The organism is Streptomyces sioyaensis (genome assembly GCF_004122735.1).
Lineage (GTDB): Bacteria > Actinomycetota > Actinomycetes > Streptomycetales > Streptomycetaceae > Streptomyces > Streptomyces sioyaensis.
Genome location: NZ_SDIF01000021.1, coordinates 1 through 17832, shown reverse-complemented (window position 1 = coordinate 17832; position 17832 = coordinate 1). Strand labels below are relative to the sequence as shown.

Sequence of the window (17832 nt, the reverse complement as noted above, 5' to 3'; positions counted from 1 at the left end):
TGGGCTTGCCGTTGAGGAACCCTGCCAGGGGGCCTCGTCTGCCGTGTCTCAGGAGTTCGGCGGCAAGGCGCTGCCGGGGTCGGCGAGTGGTTCGTCACTGGGCGTGGCGTCGAGCAGGGGCAGCAGTGTCTGCCAGTTGGCGCGGGTCGCGGACACGGCTCCCTCGGTGTCGCCGGCTTCGCAGAGCGCGATGATCCGGTCGTGCTGGGCGACCGAGCCCCGACCGCTCAACGAGGAGAAGCGCAACCGCTCCAGGCGTCGCAACAGCGGCGTGAACTGCTCCAGGACGGTACGCAGGGCCACGTTCGCGCAGGCGGTCACCGCGACGTCGTGGAAGTCGTCATCGGCGGCGAGCGCCGCGTCGACGTCCGTGCGGCGCAGCGCCACGGCGAAGCGTGCATTGGCTTCCCGCATGGCGTCGAGCTCGACCTCGGACAGGTTGGGCATCGCCTCGCGGACGGCGAGTTCGTGCAGCGCCGCAGTGACCGACTGGGCGTCGCGCACCGCACGGACATCGAGCGGACTGACGATGGTGTAGCGGCCCGGTTTCGTCTGCACCAGGCCGTTCTGGTCCAAGCGCGCCAGGGCTTCCCGCACCGGAGTGCGGCTGACGCCCAGCCACTCCGACAGGTCGCCGTCGTTGAGGCGCTCACCCGGGGCGAGCGTGCCGTCGACGATGGCGTCCCGGATCGCTCGGTAGGCGTTCTCCCGAAGGAGAGATCTGGAGACGAGCCCTCGACCCTTGGGAACCGGCATGCAATATATTGCACGCCGCACAACGGAAATGTGTCAAGAGTCGCTCGGGTGATCGGGACCGGTGGCAGCCCCGCCGGCGCACTCCGGCGGGGCTTGTCAGGCCGGAAATTCGGCGCCCGCCTGGAAGTTCGGCAGCCCGGCCCGGAAATTCGGCGGCCCGGAAATCAGCGGGTCCCGGGCCGGGCCGCCGCCGTCGGCTTCGGGAGCGGCTCCCGGGCGGGCCCACCACGGACACCCGGGCGGGCCCGGGGTCAGAACCTCACGGTCGAGACGGTGTAGACCACCGGGTGTCCGGGCTCGTCGTAGCTGACCATGATCCGCTGCGACGGGCGCGGTGCCCGGTCCGTGGTCGTGGTGCCCGACCACGGCAGGTCGTCGTCGAAGCCCCAGCCGACCTTGGACGCCTGTTCCGGCGGGATGGTCTGCTGCTGCTTCTTGAGCGCCGCGGTGCTGGTGCCGATGGCGTTGAGGTAGTGCTCCAGCCCCCAGTCGTTGGTCCGGAACTGGACGAACAGCGAGCTGGTCTGCCAGGCGTTGGTCTCGTAGTAGTAGACCGGGGTGGAGCCGATCGGGACCGGGACGTTGTAGATCCGCTGCTGGACCTTGGTGGGGAAGGCGTTGGTCAGACCGGTGGCGGCGGCCTCCGCCTCCTTGCCCTCGCCGCTGTCGCGGCTCTGCTCGGCGGAGATGACGATGTAGCCGGCCGGGATCGCGATCAGCAGAAAGACGATCAGTGCCGTCAGCAGGGGGCGACGGCGCTTGACGCGGGGCGGCTGGGCGGGGTGCGGGTCGTCGTGCAGGGGGTGCAGGTCGGTGTCGGTCATCGGCGGCCGGTCCGTTCATAGCGCTCGTACCGCTCGACGCGGCGCCGGTTGGCGCGCCGGAAGCGGCGGGCCACCAGGCGGGCCAGGTCGGCGGCGCCGACCATCCCGGCCTCGGGGCCCAACTGGGCCTTGGCGATGGTGGCTTCGGGGCGGTAGCCGCGGCCGGTGAGCTGGCGCCGGAAGGCGTCCCGGGCCGGGCCGATCAGCAGGTCGTCGGCGGCGCTGACGCCCCCGCCGATGACGAAGCAGGACGGGTCGAGGGCGGCCGCGAGGTTGGCGATGCCGACGCCGAGCCACTGGCCGATCTCCTGGAGGAGCTCGACGCACATCGCGTCGCCCTCCCGGGCCAGCTCGGTGATCAGCGGTCCGGTGATGTCGCCGATGTGCCCGCCGACCCGCTCGATGATGTTGTACGCGACCGGGGAGTCGGCGGCGGCCAGCTCGCGGGCCTCGCGCACCAGGGCATTGCCGGAGCTGTACTGCTCCCAGCAGCCGCGGTTGCCGCACGGGCAGCGGTGGCCGCCCGGGACGACCTGCATGTGGCCGAATTCCCCGGCCACGCCGTACTTGCCGCGCTTGACCGCGCCGTCCTCCAGGATCGCGCCGCCGATGCCCGTCCCGAGCGTGATCATGACGAGGTGGTCCTCGCCGCGTCCGGCGCCGAAGCGCCACTCCGCCCAGGCGGCGGTGTTGGCGTCGTTGTCGACCATGACGGGAACGGCCAGGCGGCCGGCGAGACGGTCGCGCAGCGGCTCGTTGCGCCAGTTCAGATGCGGGGCGAACAGCACCTTGCTGCGGTCCGCGTCGACCCAGCCGGCCGCGCCGATGCCCACCGCGTGGACGTCGTGCCGGTCGGAGAGGTCGAGCACCAGCTCGGTGATGGTGTCCTCGACGACCTTGGGGCTCTTGGACTTGTCCGGCGTCTCGGTGCGGACCTGCTCCAGGATGGTGCCGTCGGCGTCGACGACACCCGCCATGACCTTGGTACCGCCGATGTCGATGCCGACCGTGGGCACCCGGGGGGCGGTCAGGTGCGAGCGCCGCTCGCGGGTGCCGACCGTGCGCAGCACGGTGGCCCTGGCGGATCCGCGGTGCACCCGGTCCCGGTACATGCTCATCGACCCACCTCTTCGCCGGGACTCCCCCACTGCCTCAAGGGTGTGGGTGGTGCCCCCGTGCGGCTGCTGCGTGCGCGCAAGACTCGTCTCGTCCCTGCGGGTCTCGGGAGGCCGGGGCCTCGATGTGCTGGTTCGCTGCGATTGTGCATCACCGGCGGCGTCCGGCGCACCGCGACCGACGGTGATGCGCCCCGCACGGCCCGGAGGCGGTGCGGGGCGCGGCGCTCCCACAGGTGTCTCAGTCGGGTCGATGGCCTCCGGGGAATTCCGGGGTCGCGGTGCGGGCCAGCTCGTGGCTGAGCTGCTCCAGCTCGCTGCCGCCTGCCATCTGGCGGGTCAGCTCCTCCAGGGCGATCTCCGTTTTGGCGTGGCTGCCGGCCATCGTGCCGCGCTTGAGGAGCACGAAACGGTCGCCGACGAGATAGGCGTGGTGCGGGTTGTGGGTGATCAATACCACGCCGAGTCCGGCATCCCGGGCGGCCGCGACGTACTTGAGGACCACGCCGGACTGCTTGACGCCGAGCGCCGCCGTCGGCTCGTCCAGGACGAGGACCTTGGCACCGAAGTAGACGGCCCGGGCGATGGCGACGCACTGCCGCTCACCGCCGGACAGCGTCCCGATGGGCTGGTCGACGTCGCGCAGGTCGATGCCCATCCGCAGCAGCTCGCTGCGGGTGGTCTCGCGCATCGTCTTGACGTCGAGCCGCTTGAAGGGGCCCACGCCGGTGGTCGGTTCGGAGCCGAGGAAGAAGTTCCGCCACACCGGCATGAGCGGGACCACGGCAAGGTCCTGGTAGACGGTGGCGATGCCGCGGTCCAGGGCCTCGCGCGGGGAGGACAGGGTGGTCTCCTCACCCTCGATGGTGAAGGAGCCCGCGTCGTGCCGGTGCAGCCCGGCGATGATCTTGATGAGGGTGGACTTGCCGGCACCGTTGTCGCCGAGCACACAGGAGATCTCCCCCGCGTGCACCTCCAGGGACACCCCCTCCAGTGCCCGGACGTTGCCGTAGTACTTGCTGACGTCGGCCAGCTCGACCAGCGCTGTCATGCCTTTTCCTCCGCCCGCTTGCGGACCCATGCGTTCAGGAGTGTGGCGAGCAGCAGCATCGCGCCGAGGAAGAACTTGTACCAGTCCGGGTTCCACTGCGCGTAGACGATGCCCTTGCTCGCCATGCCGAAGATGAAGGCGCCGACGGCCGCGCCGATCGCCGAGCCGAAGCCGCCGGTCATCAGACAGCCGCCGACCGCGGCCGCGATGATGTAGAGGAATTCGTTGCCCACCCCGTCGCCGGACTGGATCGCGTCGTACGAGAACAGCAGATGCTGGCCGGAGACCCAGGCGGCGAAGGCGACGCCCATGTAGAGGCCGATCTTGGTCTTGGTCACCGGGACACCCACCGCCCGCGCGGCATCGGCGTTGCCGCCCACCGCGAAGATCCAGTTGCCGACGCGGGTGCGCAGCAGGATCCAGGTCGCGAAGCCGACCAGGACGAGCCACCACAGGATGGTGATCTGGATGTCGACGCTGCCGAGGGTCAGGTGCGAGGCGAAGACCGTACGGGCCGAGTTGAAGCCCTCCATGTCGGCGATGGACTTCGTCGAGACGGTGCCGTCGATCAGCTTGGTGAAGCCGAGGTTGAGGCCCGTCAGCATGAAGAAGGTGCCGAGCGTGATGATGAAGCTGGGCAGCTTCGTACGGGTCAGCAACAGTCCGTTGAACGCACCGATGGCGAGGGTCACCAGCAGCGACACCCCGACGCCCACCCAGGTGTTGGCGGTCATCTGGTAGCTGAACATCGAGGAGATCAGCGCCGAGCTGACGACCATGACACCGGCCGACAGATCGAATTCCCCGCCGATCATCAACAGCGCCACCGGCACGGCCATGATGCCGATCGTCGAGGACGCATAGAGCACCGTGGAGAGGCTGGAGGCCTGGAGGAACGGCTCGGCGACGATCGAGAAGAAGACGAAGACGGCGGCGGCGCCGACGACCGAGCCCAGTTCGGGGCGGCCCATCAGTCTGCGCGTCAGGGAGCGGTGCAGCAGCCGTTCGTCGGCCTTGGCGGGCTGTACCAGGGACGACTCGGTGCGGCTCATCGGGTCCCCCGCTTCGTGTAGTCCTGCAGTGCGGCGGCGTCCTTCTTGGTGATCACCTGGGGTCCGGTGAGCACCGGCTTGCCGCCGCCGAGGACGTCGGAGTTGTACTTGTACAGCCACAGCAGGTCGACGGCCTCATAACCCTGGAGGTAGGGCTGCTGGTCGACGGCGAAGCCGAGGGTGCCGTCCTTGAGCCCGGTCGCGACCTGGGCGTTCAGGTCGAAGGTGTCGATCTCGGCCTTGCTGCCGGCCTGCTCCCTGGCCTTGACGGCGGTGTCGGCGAACGGGGCGCCGAGCGTGACGACGGCGTCGATGCCCCGGTCCGCCTGGAGCTTGGACTCGATGGAGGACTGCACGTCGGGCATGTTGGTGCCCTCGACGTAGAGCTTCTGCAGATCGCCCTTGAAGGTCTTCTTGGCGCCGTCGCAGCGCTGCTCGTGGCCCACGTTGCCCTGCTCGTGCAGTACGCACAGGGCCTTCTTCCGGCCGCGCTTGTTCAGCTCCTCGCCGACCGCCTCACCGGCCACGGTCTCGTCCTGGCCGATGTGGCTGAGCGCGCCGAACGCCTTGGACTCGTCGGCGCCGGAGTTCACCGTGATCACCGGGATGCCGGCCTTCTCGGCCTTGGCGACCACGTCCTTCATGGCGTTGGGCTTGGCCAGCGAGACGATCAGCCCGTCGACCTTCTGGTCGATGTAGGACTGCACCAGCTGGCTCTGCCGCTGGGCCTCCTTGTCGTGCCCGTAGACGAACTTGATGTTGTCCTTGGCGGCGGCCTGCTGGGCACCGTTCTGCACGATGTCCCAGAAGGTGTCGCCGTCTCCGGAGTGGGTGACCATCGCGAACGTCCACCGGGGGGTGTTCACCGCGGCCTTGCCGCCGGCCGTCTTGGCGGCGCGTTCCTGCTCCGCGCGCAGGCCTCCGGTGCTGCTGCACCCCGCCAGGGAGGCGCCGAGCACCGCCGCCAGCACGGCGCCGACGACGCGTCCCCTTCTTCGAACCCGTGCCACGAGGACTCGCCCTTCCCGCTGATGCTGCCGTGTCGGCCGCGTTGGTTGTATTCGCTGTCCGGATTGCCCGGTCCGTACGTGTGTCGTGTGGTGCCACGGCACCGGTCGGGCCGGCTCAACCGGCCAAGTATCCGTTACCGGTGATCTGTCCCGGTTCATGGGGTGGTCCCGTCTTTCCTGAGGCCTCACCGGGTGCCTCGCCCGGTGTACTCGGTGAGCTTCGGTACGTCCTTTTCGGTGACCAGGGCGGGCCCGGTGAGCACCGGCTTGCCGCCGCCGAGCACATCGGCGTTGGCCCGGTGGAGCCACAGCAGGTCCACCGCTTCGTAGCCCTGGAGGTAGGGCTGCTGATCGACGGCGAAGGTGACGTCCTTGGCCTTGAGCAGCTTGACGACGGCGGAGTTCAGATCGAAGGTCGCGATCTGCGCGGAGCTGCCCGCCTGCTCCTTGGCCTTGACGGAGGTCGCCGCCATCGGCGCACCGAGCGTGACGATCGCGTCGATGGACTTGTCGGACTGCAGCTTCGCCTCGACCGACGACTGCGAGGCCGGCGCGTTGGTGCCGTCGACATCGAGGTTCTCGACCGTCCCGTGGAAGGCCTTGCGGACCCCCGCGCAGCGGTCCTCCAGCGAGACGTTGCCCTGCTCGTGGATGACGCAGAGGGTCTTCTTCGCGTGCCGGTTGTTGAGCTCCTCGCCGACCGCGCGACCGGCCACCGACTCGTCCTGCCCGATGTGGGTCAGCGCCCCGTACGCCTTGGAGAACTCGCCGCCGGAGTTGATGGTGATGACGGGGATGCCCCGCGCCACGGCCTTGCGGACGGCCGCCTGGACGGCCTCCGGCTTGGCGAGGGTGACGATCAGCCCGTCCACCTTCTGGTCGATGTACGACTGGATCAGCGCGGCCTGCTGGGCGCCCTCCTTGTCGTGGGCGTACAGGAACTTCACGTGGTCCTTGGCGGCCGCGCGCTCCGCGCCGTTCTGGACGATGTCCCAGAAGGTGTCGCCGTCTCCGGAGTGGCTGACCATCCCGATCGTCATGCGCGGGGTGGCGGCGCCCTTGTCCGTCTGGCCGCTGCCGTCCGTGGTGCCCTGGGCGGCGGCGCATCCGGTGGCCAGCGCGAGGGTGGTCAGTAAGGCGACGGCACAGCGCACCGTGCTGCCGCGGACAGTGAGGGGGCTAGCCGTACGCACGCCGTTCATCGTGGAACCGCCTTTTCTCCCGGCCGCCGGAATGCGGTTGGAGGAGTTTGTAACGGCGCGCACGGAGCCACGTCAATGGTTTGTCAGAACATTCTGACGACTGGCCTTGAAGCGGCCCCGATAAAGCAGGGAATTACGGGCAATATCGCCCGGCCAATGCCCTCAGGAGGACGGGGTGGCCGGTGCGACGCCCCTCCGGGGCACCCGCACGGGGCGGGCGGGGAGGCAGGCGAAGGGAGCTTCCGGGGGCGGGTGACAGCACCTGCCGGGAGCGGATGACGGCGTACGACGGTGCGGCGCGGTCCGCCGGCTCGGGCGGCGCTCCGGGCAGGCGAAGGCGCATGACGGAGGCGCACCGCGGAGGCGAGGGACGGCGCGGCCGGGCAGCGGCCGGAGCCGGGCACCGGTCGAGTCGGAGCCGGCCCGCGCCGAGGCCGTCCGGGGCGGGCGCGCGCCCGCCCCGCTCAGGGACGCACCAGCAGCTGGAACTCGAAGGCGTAACGGGAGGCGCGGTAGACGTGCGAGCCGAACTCGACGGCGCGCCCGGTGTCGTCGAACGTCGTCCGCTGCATCGTGAGCAACGGGGCGCCCTCGGGCTCGTCGAGCCGCTCGCCCTCCTCCGCGGTCGCGGCGCGGGCGCCGACGGCCTGGCGGGCGCTGTGCAGGGTGATGCCGGCCGACCGCATCAGGCGGTACAGACCGGTCTCCTCCAGCGCGGCGGTCTCCAGCGGGAGCAGCCCCGCGGGAAGGTGGTTGCGCAGATGCGCGACGGGCTCGCCATGCGTCAGCCGCAGCCGCTCGACCAGCGCGACCTGGGCCCCCTCGGCGATCCCCAGCGCGGCGGCGACCTCTGCGTCGGCCTCGGTGGTGGTGTTGAGCAGCACCCGGGTGGCCGGCTTCTGTCCGGCCGCCTCCAGGTCGTCGTAGAGGCTGCTCAGCTCCAGCGGGCGCTTGACCTGGCTGTGGACCACCTGGGTGCCGATGCCGCGGCGGCGCACCAGCAGCCCCTTGTCGACCAGCGACTGGATGGCCTGCCGGACCGTCGGCCGGGACAGCCCGAGCCGGCCGGCCAGCTCGATCTCGTTGCCGAGCAGGCTGCCGGGTGCCAGTTTGCCGTTCTCGATCGCGGCCTCCAGCTGCTGGGACAGCTGGAAATACAACGGGACCGGACTGCTCCGGTCCACGCTGAACTGGACGGGGCTCCCGGCGCCCAGGGCCTCTTCACTCTCGCGTTTCCCCACGCTCGCGAGCGTATCCGCCCGCGCAGATGACGGGAAGTCCGGAGGTCACATTGTCCGGACAAGGCGGGTGCGGGCACCGTGCCGATGGGTGCGGGCGGACGTCCGGGACGCGGCGCCCTCGGCGTACGGCGGCCGGGCACGGCTTGCGGAGGTGTCGGCAACCGCGGGCGGCGCCGGCGGCCGCACGGAAGAATCCGTCCGGCACCTCCCGCCGCACTGCCCGGTCCCCGGCCCGGCAGCCGCCCGTCCCGCCCCGAAGGAGCCACCCGTGCCCGTACACCGCGTCGTCCCGAACCTCCAGTGCGACGCCCTGGAGGAGAACCGCACGTTCTACGGCCTGCTGGGCATGGAGGAGGTGATGAACCAGGGCTGGGTGATGACCCTCGCCTCCCCCGCCAACCCCACCGCCCAGCTCTCCTTCCTCACCCACGACAGGACCGCCCCGGTCACCCCCGACCTGAGCATCGAGGTCGACGACGTGGACGCGGCCTACGCGGCCGTGCTGAGCTCCGGCGCACCGATCGTCCGGCCGCTCCAGGACGAGGAGTGGGGCGTCCGCCGCTTCTTCGTCAAGGACCCGAACGGCCGGGTGGTCAATGTCCTCGCGCACACGGCCGCCTCCGCTGACCACGCTGCCGCCACCGAGCACACCGGCACCGGCGGCTGATCGCCCGCGGGGCCGGCCGGACCGGGCTCCGCTCAGCCGGATCAGCCGGATCAGCCGGACAGGTCAGGTGCACCCACTCACCCCTTGAACGGCTGGTGGAACGGCCGCAGGGGGCCGGGCAGCGGCGAACCGACGGGGCGTCAGTCCTCGTAGAGGTCCGCGCTGCCCCTCGTCGTCCGACGGTCGGGGGCGGCCTCGTCGAGACGGACGAGGAGGTCGGCGGCGCGCTTGGCAACGGTGTCCCGGTCGCCCTCGGAGAGGGCCGCGCCCATCCCGACGGCGACCGCGCCCGCGGCGATCCACTCCGGCGCGCTCTCGACCGTCACCCCGCCCGTCGGCAGCAGCGGCACCTGCGGCAGCGCGGCCCGGACCTCCGTCAGCCAGGACGGATCGTGCGCCGCGGCGGGGAACAGTTTGAGCGCGTCCGCACCGAGTTCGAGGCCGCGGACCATCTCGGTCGGCGTCGACACACCGGGGAAGACCGGCACGCCATAGCGGTGGCCGGTGCGGATGACCTCGGCGTCCAGGCTGGGGGAGACCAGGTAGCGGGCCCCCGCGTCGACCGCCATCCGGGCCGATACCGCGTCAAGGACCGTGCCCGCGCCGATGATCGCGTCGTCACCGAGCTCGCGGGAGAGCGTGGTGACCGCTTCCAGGGCGAACGGGGTGGTGAGAGATATCTCCAGGCTGGTGATGCCGGCTGACAGCAGGGTGTCGGCGGTGGCGCTCGCCTCGTCATAGGTCCTGCTGCGGACGATGGCGAAAACCCGCTGCGCCAGTGCGGCCCGGGTGATCTCCCAGCGATACACGGCAGTTCGCCGTCCTTCCTTGTCTCCGACAGTGCATGCCGTCCGGCACGTGGCCCATGGCGGACAGGGCACGTTCCGGGGCGCTTCCCGGCAGCTGACCACAGAGGGCCTTTTTCCGCCGATGCCCGCCCGCTCCTCGTTTCTACCGAAACGCTACCGGGAACCACCGACAATCCTCTCTCGGGGGTGCGCCCCATGCGCCCCTTCTGCCGAGAACGGGGAGAAGAGGCAGGTCGGAGGGGGCGCACAGCACGACGGCGGCCGGGGTGCGTGGGCACCCCGGCCGCCGTGAGCTCCGGACAACGGGCCCAGCGGGTCCCGTTGCTCCGTTCTTCCGTTGTTTCGGTTGCTTCCGTTGTTTCGGTTGCTTCCGTTGTTTCGGTTGCTCCCGTTGCTTCGGCTGCTGCTTGCGTTGCTTCCGTTGTTCCTGTGGTTTCCGCCGTGCGGTCGTTCCGGCGTTCCGGCGTCAGTCCGGCCGGCTGGGACACTCACCCAACTCCCGGCGTACGGTCCCGCCCGCCGGCCGGCCCGCCGGCCTCAGCAGCCGCGGTCGACGAGTTCGAACGTCGAGTAGTGGTCGGCGGTGTAGTAGTCCTCGTCCTTCTTCTGGCCGGCCACGATGCGGCGCGCACCGCGGTCGGGCGAGCCCGGCGTGACGACGGTGTACTCGTGGTAGTAGTCGGCACTCTGGTCCGGGAGGACGTGCTCCCGGTTGTCGAAGACCGTGCCGTCCTTCGGATAGGGGTAGGGCCCGCCCTTCGCGATCAGGTCGAGGGTGTCATGGGCCTGTGAGGGCAGCTTGGAGTAGCAGACCTTGCCGATGTCCGTGACGTGCGCGGCCGTCGCGTGCGCCGTCGTGGCGTACGAGGTGGCCGGGTGCGTCGTGGCGACGGCAGGGGTGGCGGAAACTGCGGTTCCGCCGATGAGAAGGGCCGATGCGAGGGCGCCTGCGGCGCCGATCCTGGTGATCCGTGGGGGGATTCTCATGCCTCCCAGAATGACGCGCGTAGACATGGCCCTGTCAATCCCAAGCAGCGGAAGTTTTCCGGGAGTTCACACGGCCCACCCAATTGCCCCCTCTTCGACGGAGCGTCAAAAACAGGTGCGGAAAATCCCTTTCGTGATCGGGATGCGCGCACGCCGCGGGCCGTCCGGCCCCCTTTCCGGCAGGACGAGCCGTCCCATACCGCAGACCTCTCCGGCGCGACGGGCCGTCCCACCATCAGACGGACCGTGACCCCGGCGACTTGGGGTTGAATTCACGGTTGAACGGGACCGACCCCGGGCGCGCGGCGCCACGGGCCGGGCCGGACCGCACCCGGTTCGGCCCACATCACTGGAGGTAACCCATGCGGGTCAAGGACTTCGATCACCTGGTGCTCAAGGTGCAGGACATCGAGCGCGCGCTGGAGTTCTACTGCGGGCCGCTCGGGCTGGAGCCGGTCCGGGTGGACGAGTGGCGGGCCGGCGATGCCCCCTTCCCGTCGGTGCGGGTCAGCCCGAGCACGATCATCGATCTGATCGTCGGCGACGCGCGCGGCGGGTCCAACGTCGATCACCTCTGCCTGGTCGTCGAGCCGCTGGACTGGCAACAGGTCATCGACTCGGGACGGTTCACCGTGCTCGACGGCCCGGGCAGCCGGTACGGCGCGCGGGGCGAGGCGCAGTCGATCTACGTCGAGGATCCGGACGGAAACACCGTCGAGCTGCGCTGGTACCCGCAGGACGCCGGGGAGTGAGACGGGACTGAGACCGGCCGGGGGGGGCGGGCAGCCCGGGCGCCGGGGGGCCGCCCACCCGACGGCTCGCAGGCGCAAGACCCCTAGGGCCTGACGTTTGGATCAGACCCCAGGCGCAGAGGCCCGCAAGCCGGGGAGGGCTTTGCCCCAGAGGCAAATCTTTTGCCCGGCGGGTGAAAGGTCGTTATACCGGGGACATGACCGAGCTCCCCGACGAGCCCTCCGGCGCTCCCCCGGAGGAGCTGACCACCGTCGCACCGCGCCTGCGTGACCTGCGGCGACGCAGTGGACTCACGCTGGAGACGGCGGCCCGGCTGGTGGGTCTGTCGGCCGCGCATCTCTCGCGGCTGGAGACCGGCCGGCGGCAGCCGTCGCTGCCGATGCTGCTGGCGCTGTCGCGCACCTACGGCACCACGGTATCCGACCTGCTCGGCGAGACCGCGCCGGAGCGGGACCCGATCGTGCGGGCCGGCCGCGCCGAACCGTCCCGGGCCGGCGGCTGGACGTACTGGACCGTCGGCGGCCCCGGGCGGGCGATGCAGGCGCTGCGGGTGCACGTGCCGCAGCGGGCGCAGGGCGAGTTGGTGCGGGTGCATCCCGGCGAGGAGTGGCTGTACGTCCTCGACGGGCGGCTGCGGCTGACGCTCGGTGCGGCGGTGCACGTGCTGGATCCGGGGGACGCGGCGCACTTTGACTCGCTGACCCCGCACCGTATCGCCGCCGCCTCGCCGGGCGGGACGGAGCTGTTGTTCGTCCACACCCTGCTGCAGAGCGGGGCCGCCGACCTGTGCCTCGGCGACGACGCGAGGCACCGCGGGCAGTGAGCCCCGGCGCCGCTCTCGACGGAAGGACCGTATCCGCCATGCCCGATCAGACCACCCCTGCCACTCCCCCGCCGGCGGAGCAGCTGCCCGAGGCGGCATCCGGACGGCGGTACGTCGAGAACAAGCCGCCCCGTGGGCTCTATGTGCGGGTCTTCATTTACGTCGTCGCGACGCATGCGCTGCTGGCGTTCATGAGTCTCCTGGTGGTCATCGCCAAGACGCGGTGACGCCGGGACCGGCAACGTCCATCCCTTCGGCCCAAAAGTCCATGGCCCCGGCACGGCGGCCGGGTGAAGCCTGCTGGCGCACACGGCTCGCAGCACTCCCGCCCCGCACCGCGTCGTGCCGAGGAGGACCGAAGGATGCACCGAACCCGCACCGCGGCGGCCACCGCGCTGGCCATGGCCCTGGCCGTGCTCCCTCTGACGGGCATGTCGGGGCCGCCGGGCACCGGCGACGACCGGGCACCGGACGGCGCCCGGGACCGGCCCGTGGCTGCCGCGGCCCCGTCCCTGTCCCCCACGCCCCGCTCCGTCCAACGCCGGTCCGACCGGGTCACCCTGACCCCGTCCGTGACCGTCGTCGCGGGCCCGAAGGCCGATGCCGCGGCGGTGTCGGTCGTCGAGTCGGCGCTGGCCGACGCCGGTGCCCAGCACGTCGTACGGGCCGGGCGGGCACCGGGCGACGGGCAGCTCACGGTGTACGTGGACGGCGCGGGCGCGGCCCGGGCGCTGGCGGAGCTGGGCGCGCGGGGACCCGACGGGCTGCCCGCCGAAGGCTATGCGCTGGCCGTCGGCGAGGGGCGGATCGCCTTGTCCGGCAAGGACGCCACCGGCACGTATTACGCCGCGCAGACGCTGCGGCAGCTGCTGCCGCACCGGGCCCGGCCGGGCGCCCGGGTGGCGGGCACGCTCGTACGGGACTGGCCGGCCACCCCGCTGCGCGGTGTCATCGAGGGCTTCTACGGCACCCCGTGGTCCCACGAAGCCCGGCTCGACCAGCTCGACTTCTACGGCGCGCACAAGATGAACCTCTATGTGTACTCGCCGAAGGACGACGCCTACCTCCGGGAGAAGTGGCGTGACCCGTACCCCGCGGAGCGGCTCGCGCAGCTCAAGGAGCTGGTGGACCGGGCGCGGCAGCGGCACGTGGAGTTCACCTACGCGCTCTCCCCGGGGCTGTCCGTCTGCTACAGCTCCGACGCGGACCTCAGGGCGCTGACCGCCAAGTTCCGGACGCTGTGGGACATCGGCGTACGGACCTTTGCGGTGCCGCTGGACGACATCAGCTACACGGACTGGAACTGCGCGGCGGACAAGGACCGGTTCGGGACCGGCGGCGGGGCGGCGGGGGCCGCGCAGGCGTATCTGCTCAACCGTGTGCAGCGGGAGTTCATCGCCGCGCATCCGGGCGCCGCGCCGCTCCAGATGGTGCCGACCGAGTACTCCGACGTGCAGTCGTCGCCGTACAAGAAGGCACTGGCCACCCAGCTGGACCCGAAGGTGCTGGTGGAGTGGACGGGCGTGGGGGTGATCGCGCCGACGATGACAGTCCGTCAGGCGCAGCAGGCCCGGGAGGTCTTCGGGCACCCGATCCTGACCTGGGACAACTACCCGGTCAACGACTATGTGACGAACCGGCTGCTGCTCGGGCCGTTCCACGGCCGGGAGAAGGGGCTGCCGGAGCAGCTGGCGGGGATCACCGCGAACCCGATGATCCAGCCCGCCGCCTCCAAACTCGCCCTGTACACGGTGGCCGACTACGCCTGGAACGACACGGCGTACGACGCCCGGGCCTCCTGGGGCGCGGCGATCGAGGAGCTGGCGGGCGGCGACGCCCGTACGGCACGGGCGCTGCGGGCCTTCGCCGATACGGGTTACTCCTCGGCGCTCAACCCGCAGCAGGCCCCCGAACTGGCCGCCGCCATCGCGGAGTTCACGGCGGGCGGGCCGGCGGGGCGGCTCGATGCGGTGCTGCGGACCCTGGAGGACGCCCCGGCCGTCCTGCGCGACCGGCTCCCCGACCGCGGCTTCGTCAGGGACAGCGCGCCCTGGCTGGACGCGACGCACGCCTGGGGCGTCGCGGCACGTACCGCGCTGCGGCTGATCGGGGCGACCAAGGCGGGCGACGGCGCGCAGGCCTGGGAACTACGGCAGCAGATACCGGAGTTGGTGCGGGCCGCGCGGTCCTTCGTCTATGTGGACATGCGGGGGAAGAAGGTCCCGGTCCTGGTGGCGGACGGGGTGCTGGACACCTTCGTCGAGGATGCGGTGGCCGCGCACGACCGGGCGCTGGGGGTCAACGGCCGTCCCCGGGCATCGACGGATCTCTCCGTCTACCAGGACAACGCGCCCTCCCGGATGACCGACGGTGAGGACGCCACGTACTTCTGGAGCGGGGCGGCGCCCCGGGCCGGTTCCGTCGTCGGACTGGATCTGCGGGCCGAGCGTCCGCTGGGCCCCGTCACCCTGTCCATGGGCAAGAGCGACAGCCCGGACGACTATCTCCATCACGGCGTCCTCGAATACTCCTCGGACCACACGAACTGGCGGCAGCTGGCCGCCTTCGACGGGAAGGCCGAGGTGACCGCCGTACCGCCGGCCGGCGCCACGGCCCGGTACGTCCGGGCGCGGGCCACCCGGGCCCAGGACAACTGGCTGGTGGTACGCGAGTTCACGGTGTCCGGGGCCGAGCAGGCGACGGTGGCCGGGGGCCCGCCCGCGGCCGGCGGCAGCGCGCTGCGGTCGGCGGGGGACGGCGATCCGGCGACGGTCTACCGCGCGGCGCGGGCACCCCGGTCCGGCGAAGCGCTGGAGTTCACCCCCTCCGCACCCCGCACGGCACGGTCCGTGGTGGTGCTGCGGCCGCACGGCGCGACCGGCCCGGCGGCGCGGATCGAGGTCCGTACGGGTGGTGTCTGGCGCACGCTCGGCACCCTGTCCGGTGCGTATACGCGGCTTGCGGCAGGCGGCGGTGCGATCGAGGCCGTACGGCTGGCCTGGCGGGACCCGTCGGCGGTCCCCGAGGTCAATGAGGTGATTCTGCACTGAGCGGCGGGCCGCACGGGACGGCGACGCCCGCGACGACGCGGTATGCCGCGCGGCCTGCCGCGTCGCCCGGCCATGACGGGTCCGCGGGCCGTCCGCTTCCCCCGGACGGCCCGCGTCATCCCACCCGCGGCCGGTCTCCCGCGTCCTAATCTGAGGCGCTGGCCACCGCCCTCGCCCCGGAGGAGACCGACACCATGGCCCGACCCGCCCCCGACGCCCCCCGCCCGACCGCGGCCGCCGTGCTCGACGACGCGGTGCGCGTGCTCGCCCCGGACACCGATGCCAACCGGCTGGTCGCGCGGATCGAGGCGGGGACGGCGCCGCGCTCGGTGTTCGCCACCTTCGCCCTCGAACAGCACCAGGTGATCGCCGCCGACCGGCTCAGCTTCCAGCATCTGGCGCGGCGGGCGGACGGTGATCCGCCGGTGGCCGACTTCTTCGATCTGCTGGTCCAGGGCGAGACCCAGGCCCTGAAACAGCTGGCCGGGCTGGCGGACGCGTGTGAGCTGACCGAGCGGGAGATCGACCGGTACCGGCCGCGCCCCGGCTGTCAGGCGTACCCCTCCTACGCGGCGCGGCTCGCCCTCGGCGGCGAGCCGACCGATGTGGCGATCGCACTCACCGCCAACTTCGCTGCCTGGGGCGGCTGTTGCGCGATCGTCGAGGCCGCGATGCGGGAGCACTACGCGTTCCCGGAGGCAGCCCGGGACTTCTTCGGGTTCTTCGCCGAACCGGCGCCGGCCGTCGAGGAGAAGGCCCGCGAGGCGGTGCAGCACGGCCTCGACACCGGCCAGACGCAGCCGGCCCTGGCGCACCGCTACGGCCGTCTCCTCCAGGCGTACGAGCTCATGTTCTGGAACTCCGTCGCGGACTGACCGGCCCGGCGGCCCCGGCGAAGGGGGCCGACCGGGGCGGCCGCGGGCCGTTCAGCGGCCGCCGCTCATCCGCCGTGCGGCCGCTGCAGCAGCTCACCCGTGGGCTCGGCGAGGGTGGCGCCGTCGTTGATCTGCCGGCCGCGCAGCCAGGTGGACCGCACGACGCCGTACAGGGTCTTCCCGGCGTACGCGGTGATCTTGTTGCGGTGCTGGAGGGCCTGCGGGTCGACGGTGAAGGTCTCCTCGGGGGCGAGGACCGCGAAGTCCGCGTCCCGGCCCGGCTCGATGGCGCCCTTCCGGTCGAGTCCGGCCAGCGCCGCGGGGGCGGTGGCCATCCAGCGCACCACGTCGTCGAGCCGGTGCCCGCGCTCCCGGGCCGCGGTCCAGATGGCGGGCAGGCCCAGCTGGAGGGAGGAGATGCCGCCCCAGGCCGCGCCGAAGTCGGCGGTCTTGAGGTCGGCGGTGGAGGGCGAGTGGTCGGAGACGATGCAGTCGATGGTGCCGTCGGCCAGCCCCGCCCACAGCGCGTCCTGGTTGCCGGCCTCGCGGATCGGCGGGCAGCACTTGAACTCCGTGGCGCCGTCCGGGATGTCCTCGGCGGCCAGGGTCAGGAAGTGCGGGCAGGTCTCGACGGTGAGCCGGACGCCCTCGCGCTTGGCGGCGGCGATCAGCGGCAGCGCGTCGCCGGAGGACAGATGCAGCACATGCACCCGCGCGTCGAGGCGCGCGGCGAGCGCGATCAGCCCGGCGATGGCGTCGTTCTCGGAGACCCGGGGGCGGGAGGCGAGGAAGTCGGCGTACTTCGGGCCATGCGGCACGGGTGCCGCGTCCAGGTGTCCCGGGTCCTCGGCATGCACGATCAGCAGCCCGTCGAAGCCGGCGATCTCGCCCAGCGCGGCGGCCAGTTGCTCCTGGTCGACCGCGGGGAACTCGTCCACCCCGGAGGGCGACAGAAAACACTTGAAGCCGAAGACGCCGGCGTCGTGCAGCGGGCGCAGATCCTTGACGTTGCCGGGGATGGCACCGCCCCAGAAGCCGACGTCGACATGGGCCTTGCCGCGGGCCACCGCGCGCTTGGTGTCGAGGTGCGCCGTGGTGGTCGTGGGCGGCAGGCTGTTGAGCGGCATGTCGACGAGGGTGGTGATCCCGCCGGCCGCGGCCGCGCGGGTGGCGGTCCAGAAGCCCTCCCACTCGGTGCGGCCGGGGTCGTTGACGTGGACGTGGGTGTCGACGAGGCCGGGCAGCAGGGCGTCGTCACCGAAGTCCGCCACCCGCACTCCGGCCGGAGCCGGCGCGTCGTACGGCAGCACCGCGGCGATCGTGCCGTTCCGGACGGCGACGGACGCGGCGCGTGTGCCCTGCGGGGTGACGACGCGTGTGGAGCGCAGCACCAGCTCTCGTTCGGACACCCGGTCCCCTCCTCGTCTCGTGTCTTCCATCGTTGGCCGGCGGCGCGTGCGGCGCACGGCCGGCGGGCGGCCAGACCTCCGGAGCGCGGTATCCGTACCGGCCCGACCGACCCGACCAGCAGAATTCAACAGTCTGTTGAATGAGTCTTCACTCCGGACCCCGCCCCGTCAAGACCCCTCACCCGACACCGCCGCACCAACCCCGAAC

Annotated in this window: 17 protein-coding genes; 6 read left to right on the top strand and 11 right to left on the bottom strand. The window is 71.7% G+C overall.

Going from position 1 to position 17832, the window contains the following annotated elements:
* Positions 1 to 48: 48 nt before the first annotated feature.
* The 8 genes from EST54_RS10295 to EST54_RS10260 all read right to left on the bottom strand — a co-directional run bounded on the left by EST54_RS10295 (position 49) and on the right by EST54_RS10260 (position 8194).
* Entirely contained in the window at positions 49 to 756 is a 708-nt protein-coding gene (locus tag EST54_RS10295; protein WP_129247288.1) for a GntR family transcriptional regulator, read from the bottom strand.
* 251 nt (positions 757 to 1007) lie between these two features.
* Positions 1008 to 1580, bottom strand: a complete 573-nt coding sequence (locus EST54_RS10290) for a hypothetical protein (protein WP_129247286.1) — start codon at positions 1578 to 1580, stop codon at positions 1008 to 1010.
* Entirely contained in the window at positions 1577 to 2698 is a 1122-nt protein-coding gene (locus tag EST54_RS10285) for an ROK family glucokinase (RefSeq protein ID WP_129247284.1), read from the bottom strand. Before EST54_RS10285 ends, EST54_RS10290 begins: the two co-directional genes overlap by 4 nt.
* Positions 2699 to 2936: 238 nt before the next feature.
* A complete protein-coding gene (locus EST54_RS10280; protein WP_129247282.1) occupies positions 2937 to 3746 on the bottom strand; it encodes an ATP-binding cassette domain-containing protein in 810 nt (269 codons plus the stop codon).
* Positions 3743 to 4798 carry an ABC transporter permease gene (locus tag EST54_RS10275; protein ID WP_129247280.1) on the bottom strand — a complete coding sequence of 352 codons (1056 nt, stop codon included), beginning with the start codon at positions 4796 to 4798 and terminating at the stop codon, positions 3743 to 3745. The genes EST54_RS10280 and EST54_RS10275 overlap by 4 nt, the downstream gene beginning before the upstream one ends.
* Positions 4795 to 5808 carry a sugar ABC transporter substrate-binding protein gene (locus EST54_RS10270; RefSeq protein ID WP_372448158.1) on the bottom strand — a complete coding sequence of 338 codons (1014 nt, stop codon included), beginning with the start codon at positions 5806 to 5808 and terminating at the stop codon, positions 4795 to 4797. Before EST54_RS10270 ends, EST54_RS10275 begins: the two co-directional genes overlap by 4 nt.
* Positions 5809 to 5993: 185 nt before the next feature.
* Entirely contained in the window at positions 5994 to 7010 is a 1017-nt protein-coding gene (locus EST54_RS10265; protein ID WP_174857427.1) for a sugar ABC transporter substrate-binding protein, read from the bottom strand.
* Positions 7011 to 7474: 464 nt separating this feature from the next.
* Positions 7475 to 8194: a GntR family transcriptional regulator gene (locus tag EST54_RS10260; RefSeq protein ID WP_129247356.1), complete on the bottom strand. Its 720-nt coding sequence runs from the start codon at positions 8192 to 8194 to the stop codon at positions 7475 to 7477.
* A gap of 325 nt (positions 8195 to 8519) precedes the next feature.
* Between EST54_RS10260 and EST54_RS10255 the strand changes: the two genes are divergently transcribed.
* Positions 8520 to 8918, top strand: a complete 399-nt coding sequence (locus tag EST54_RS10255; protein WP_129247278.1) for a VOC family protein — start codon at positions 8520 to 8522, stop codon at positions 8916 to 8918.
* Between the two features lie 140 nt (positions 8919 to 9058).
* Here EST54_RS10255 and EST54_RS10250 read toward each other — a convergent pair whose 3' ends face one another.
* Positions 9059 to 9727 (bottom strand): bifunctional 4-hydroxy-2-oxoglutarate aldolase/2-dehydro-3-deoxy-phosphogluconate aldolase, encoded by a 669-nt coding sequence (locus EST54_RS10250; protein ID WP_129247276.1) that lies wholly within the window; start codon positions 9725 to 9727, stop codon positions 9059 to 9061.
* Between the two features lie 537 nt (positions 9728 to 10264).
* Positions 10265 to 10714, bottom strand: coding sequence for a ribonuclease domain-containing protein (locus tag EST54_RS10245; RefSeq protein WP_129247274.1), 450 nt, complete (start codon positions 10712 to 10714; stop codon positions 10265 to 10267).
* A 362-nt stretch (positions 10715 to 11076) separates the two neighbouring features.
* On the opposite strand from EST54_RS10245, the gene EST54_RS10240 reads away from it, so the two are divergent.
* The 5 genes from EST54_RS10240 to EST54_RS10220 all read left to right on the top strand — a co-directional run bounded on the left by EST54_RS10240 (position 11077) and on the right by EST54_RS10220 (position 16215).
* Positions 11077 to 11466 (top strand): VOC family protein, encoded by a 390-nt coding sequence (locus tag EST54_RS10240; RefSeq protein ID WP_129247272.1) that lies wholly within the window; start codon positions 11077 to 11079, stop codon positions 11464 to 11466.
* Between the two features lie 197 nt (positions 11467 to 11663).
* Entirely contained in the window at positions 11664 to 12290 is a 627-nt protein-coding gene (locus EST54_RS10235; protein ID WP_129247270.1) for a helix-turn-helix domain-containing protein, read from the top strand.
* 38 nt (positions 12291 to 12328) lie between these two features.
* Entirely contained in the window at positions 12329 to 12517 is a 189-nt protein-coding gene (locus tag EST54_RS10230; RefSeq protein ID WP_129247269.1) for a DUF6126 family protein, read from the top strand.
* Between the two features lie 135 nt (positions 12518 to 12652).
* Entirely contained in the window at positions 12653 to 15340 is a 2688-nt protein-coding gene (locus tag EST54_RS10225; RefSeq protein ID WP_129247267.1) for a beta-N-acetylglucosaminidase domain-containing protein, read from the top strand.
* A gap of 194 nt (positions 15341 to 15534) precedes the next feature.
* Positions 15535 to 16215: a thiaminase II/PqqC family protein gene (locus EST54_RS10220; RefSeq protein WP_129247265.1), complete on the top strand. Its 681-nt coding sequence runs from the start codon at positions 15535 to 15537 to the stop codon at positions 16213 to 16215.
* Between the two features lie 65 nt (positions 16216 to 16280).
* On the opposite strand, the gene allB is transcribed toward EST54_RS10220, so the two are convergent.
* Complete coding sequence (allB, locus tag EST54_RS10215; protein ID WP_372448159.1) at positions 16281 to 17654, bottom strand: allantoinase AllB; 1374 nt, start codon at positions 17652 to 17654, stop codon at positions 16281 to 16283.
* Between the last annotated feature and the right edge of the window lie 178 nt (positions 17655 to 17832).

What these genes read in the sequence shown, in the direction of transcription:
- EST54_RS10295 (WP_129247288.1), bottom strand. Translation starts at nt 756, where the DNA reads ATGCCGGTTCCCAAGGGTCGAGGGCTCGTCTCCAGATCTCTCCTTCGG.
- EST54_RS10290 (WP_129247286.1), bottom strand. Translation starts at nt 1,580, where the DNA reads ATGACCGACACCGACCTGCACCCCCTGCACGACGACCCGCACCCCGCC.
- EST54_RS10285 (WP_129247284.1), bottom strand. Translation starts at nt 2,698, where the DNA reads ATGAGCATGTACCGGGACCGGGTGCACCGCGGATCCGCCAGGGCCACC.
- EST54_RS10280 (WP_129247282.1), bottom strand. Translation starts at nt 3,746, where the DNA reads ATGACAGCGCTGGTCGAGCTGGCCGACGTCAGCAAGTACTACGGCAAC.
- EST54_RS10275 (WP_129247280.1), bottom strand. Translation starts at nt 4,798, where the DNA reads ATGAGCCGCACCGAGTCGTCCCTGGTACAGCCCGCCAAGGCCGACGAA.
- EST54_RS10265 (WP_174857427.1), bottom strand. Translation starts at nt 7,010, where the DNA reads ATGAACGGCGTGCGTACGGCTAGCCCCCTCACTGTCCGCGGCAGCACG.
- EST54_RS10245 (WP_129247274.1), bottom strand. Translation starts at nt 10,714, where the DNA reads ATGAGAATCCCCCCACGGATCACCAGGATCGGCGCCGCAGGCGCCCTC.
- EST54_RS10240 (WP_129247272.1), top strand. Translation starts at nt 11,077, where the DNA reads ATGCGGGTCAAGGACTTCGATCACCTGGTGCTCAAGGTGCAGGACATC.
- EST54_RS10235 (WP_129247270.1), top strand. Translation starts at nt 11,664, where the DNA reads ATGACCGAGCTCCCCGACGAGCCCTCCGGCGCTCCCCCGGAGGAGCTG.
- EST54_RS10230 (WP_129247269.1), top strand. Translation starts at nt 12,329, where the DNA reads ATGCCCGATCAGACCACCCCTGCCACTCCCCCGCCGGCGGAGCAGCTG.
- EST54_RS10225 (WP_129247267.1), top strand. Translation starts at nt 12,653, where the DNA reads ATGCACCGAACCCGCACCGCGGCGGCCACCGCGCTGGCCATGGCCCTG.
- EST54_RS10220 (WP_129247265.1), top strand. Translation starts at nt 15,535, where the DNA reads ATGGCCCGACCCGCCCCCGACGCCCCCCGCCCGACCGCGGCCGCCGTG.
- allB (WP_372448159.1), bottom strand. Translation starts at nt 17,654, where the DNA reads ATGGAAGACACGAGACGAGGAGGGGACCGGGTGTCCGAACGAGAGCTG.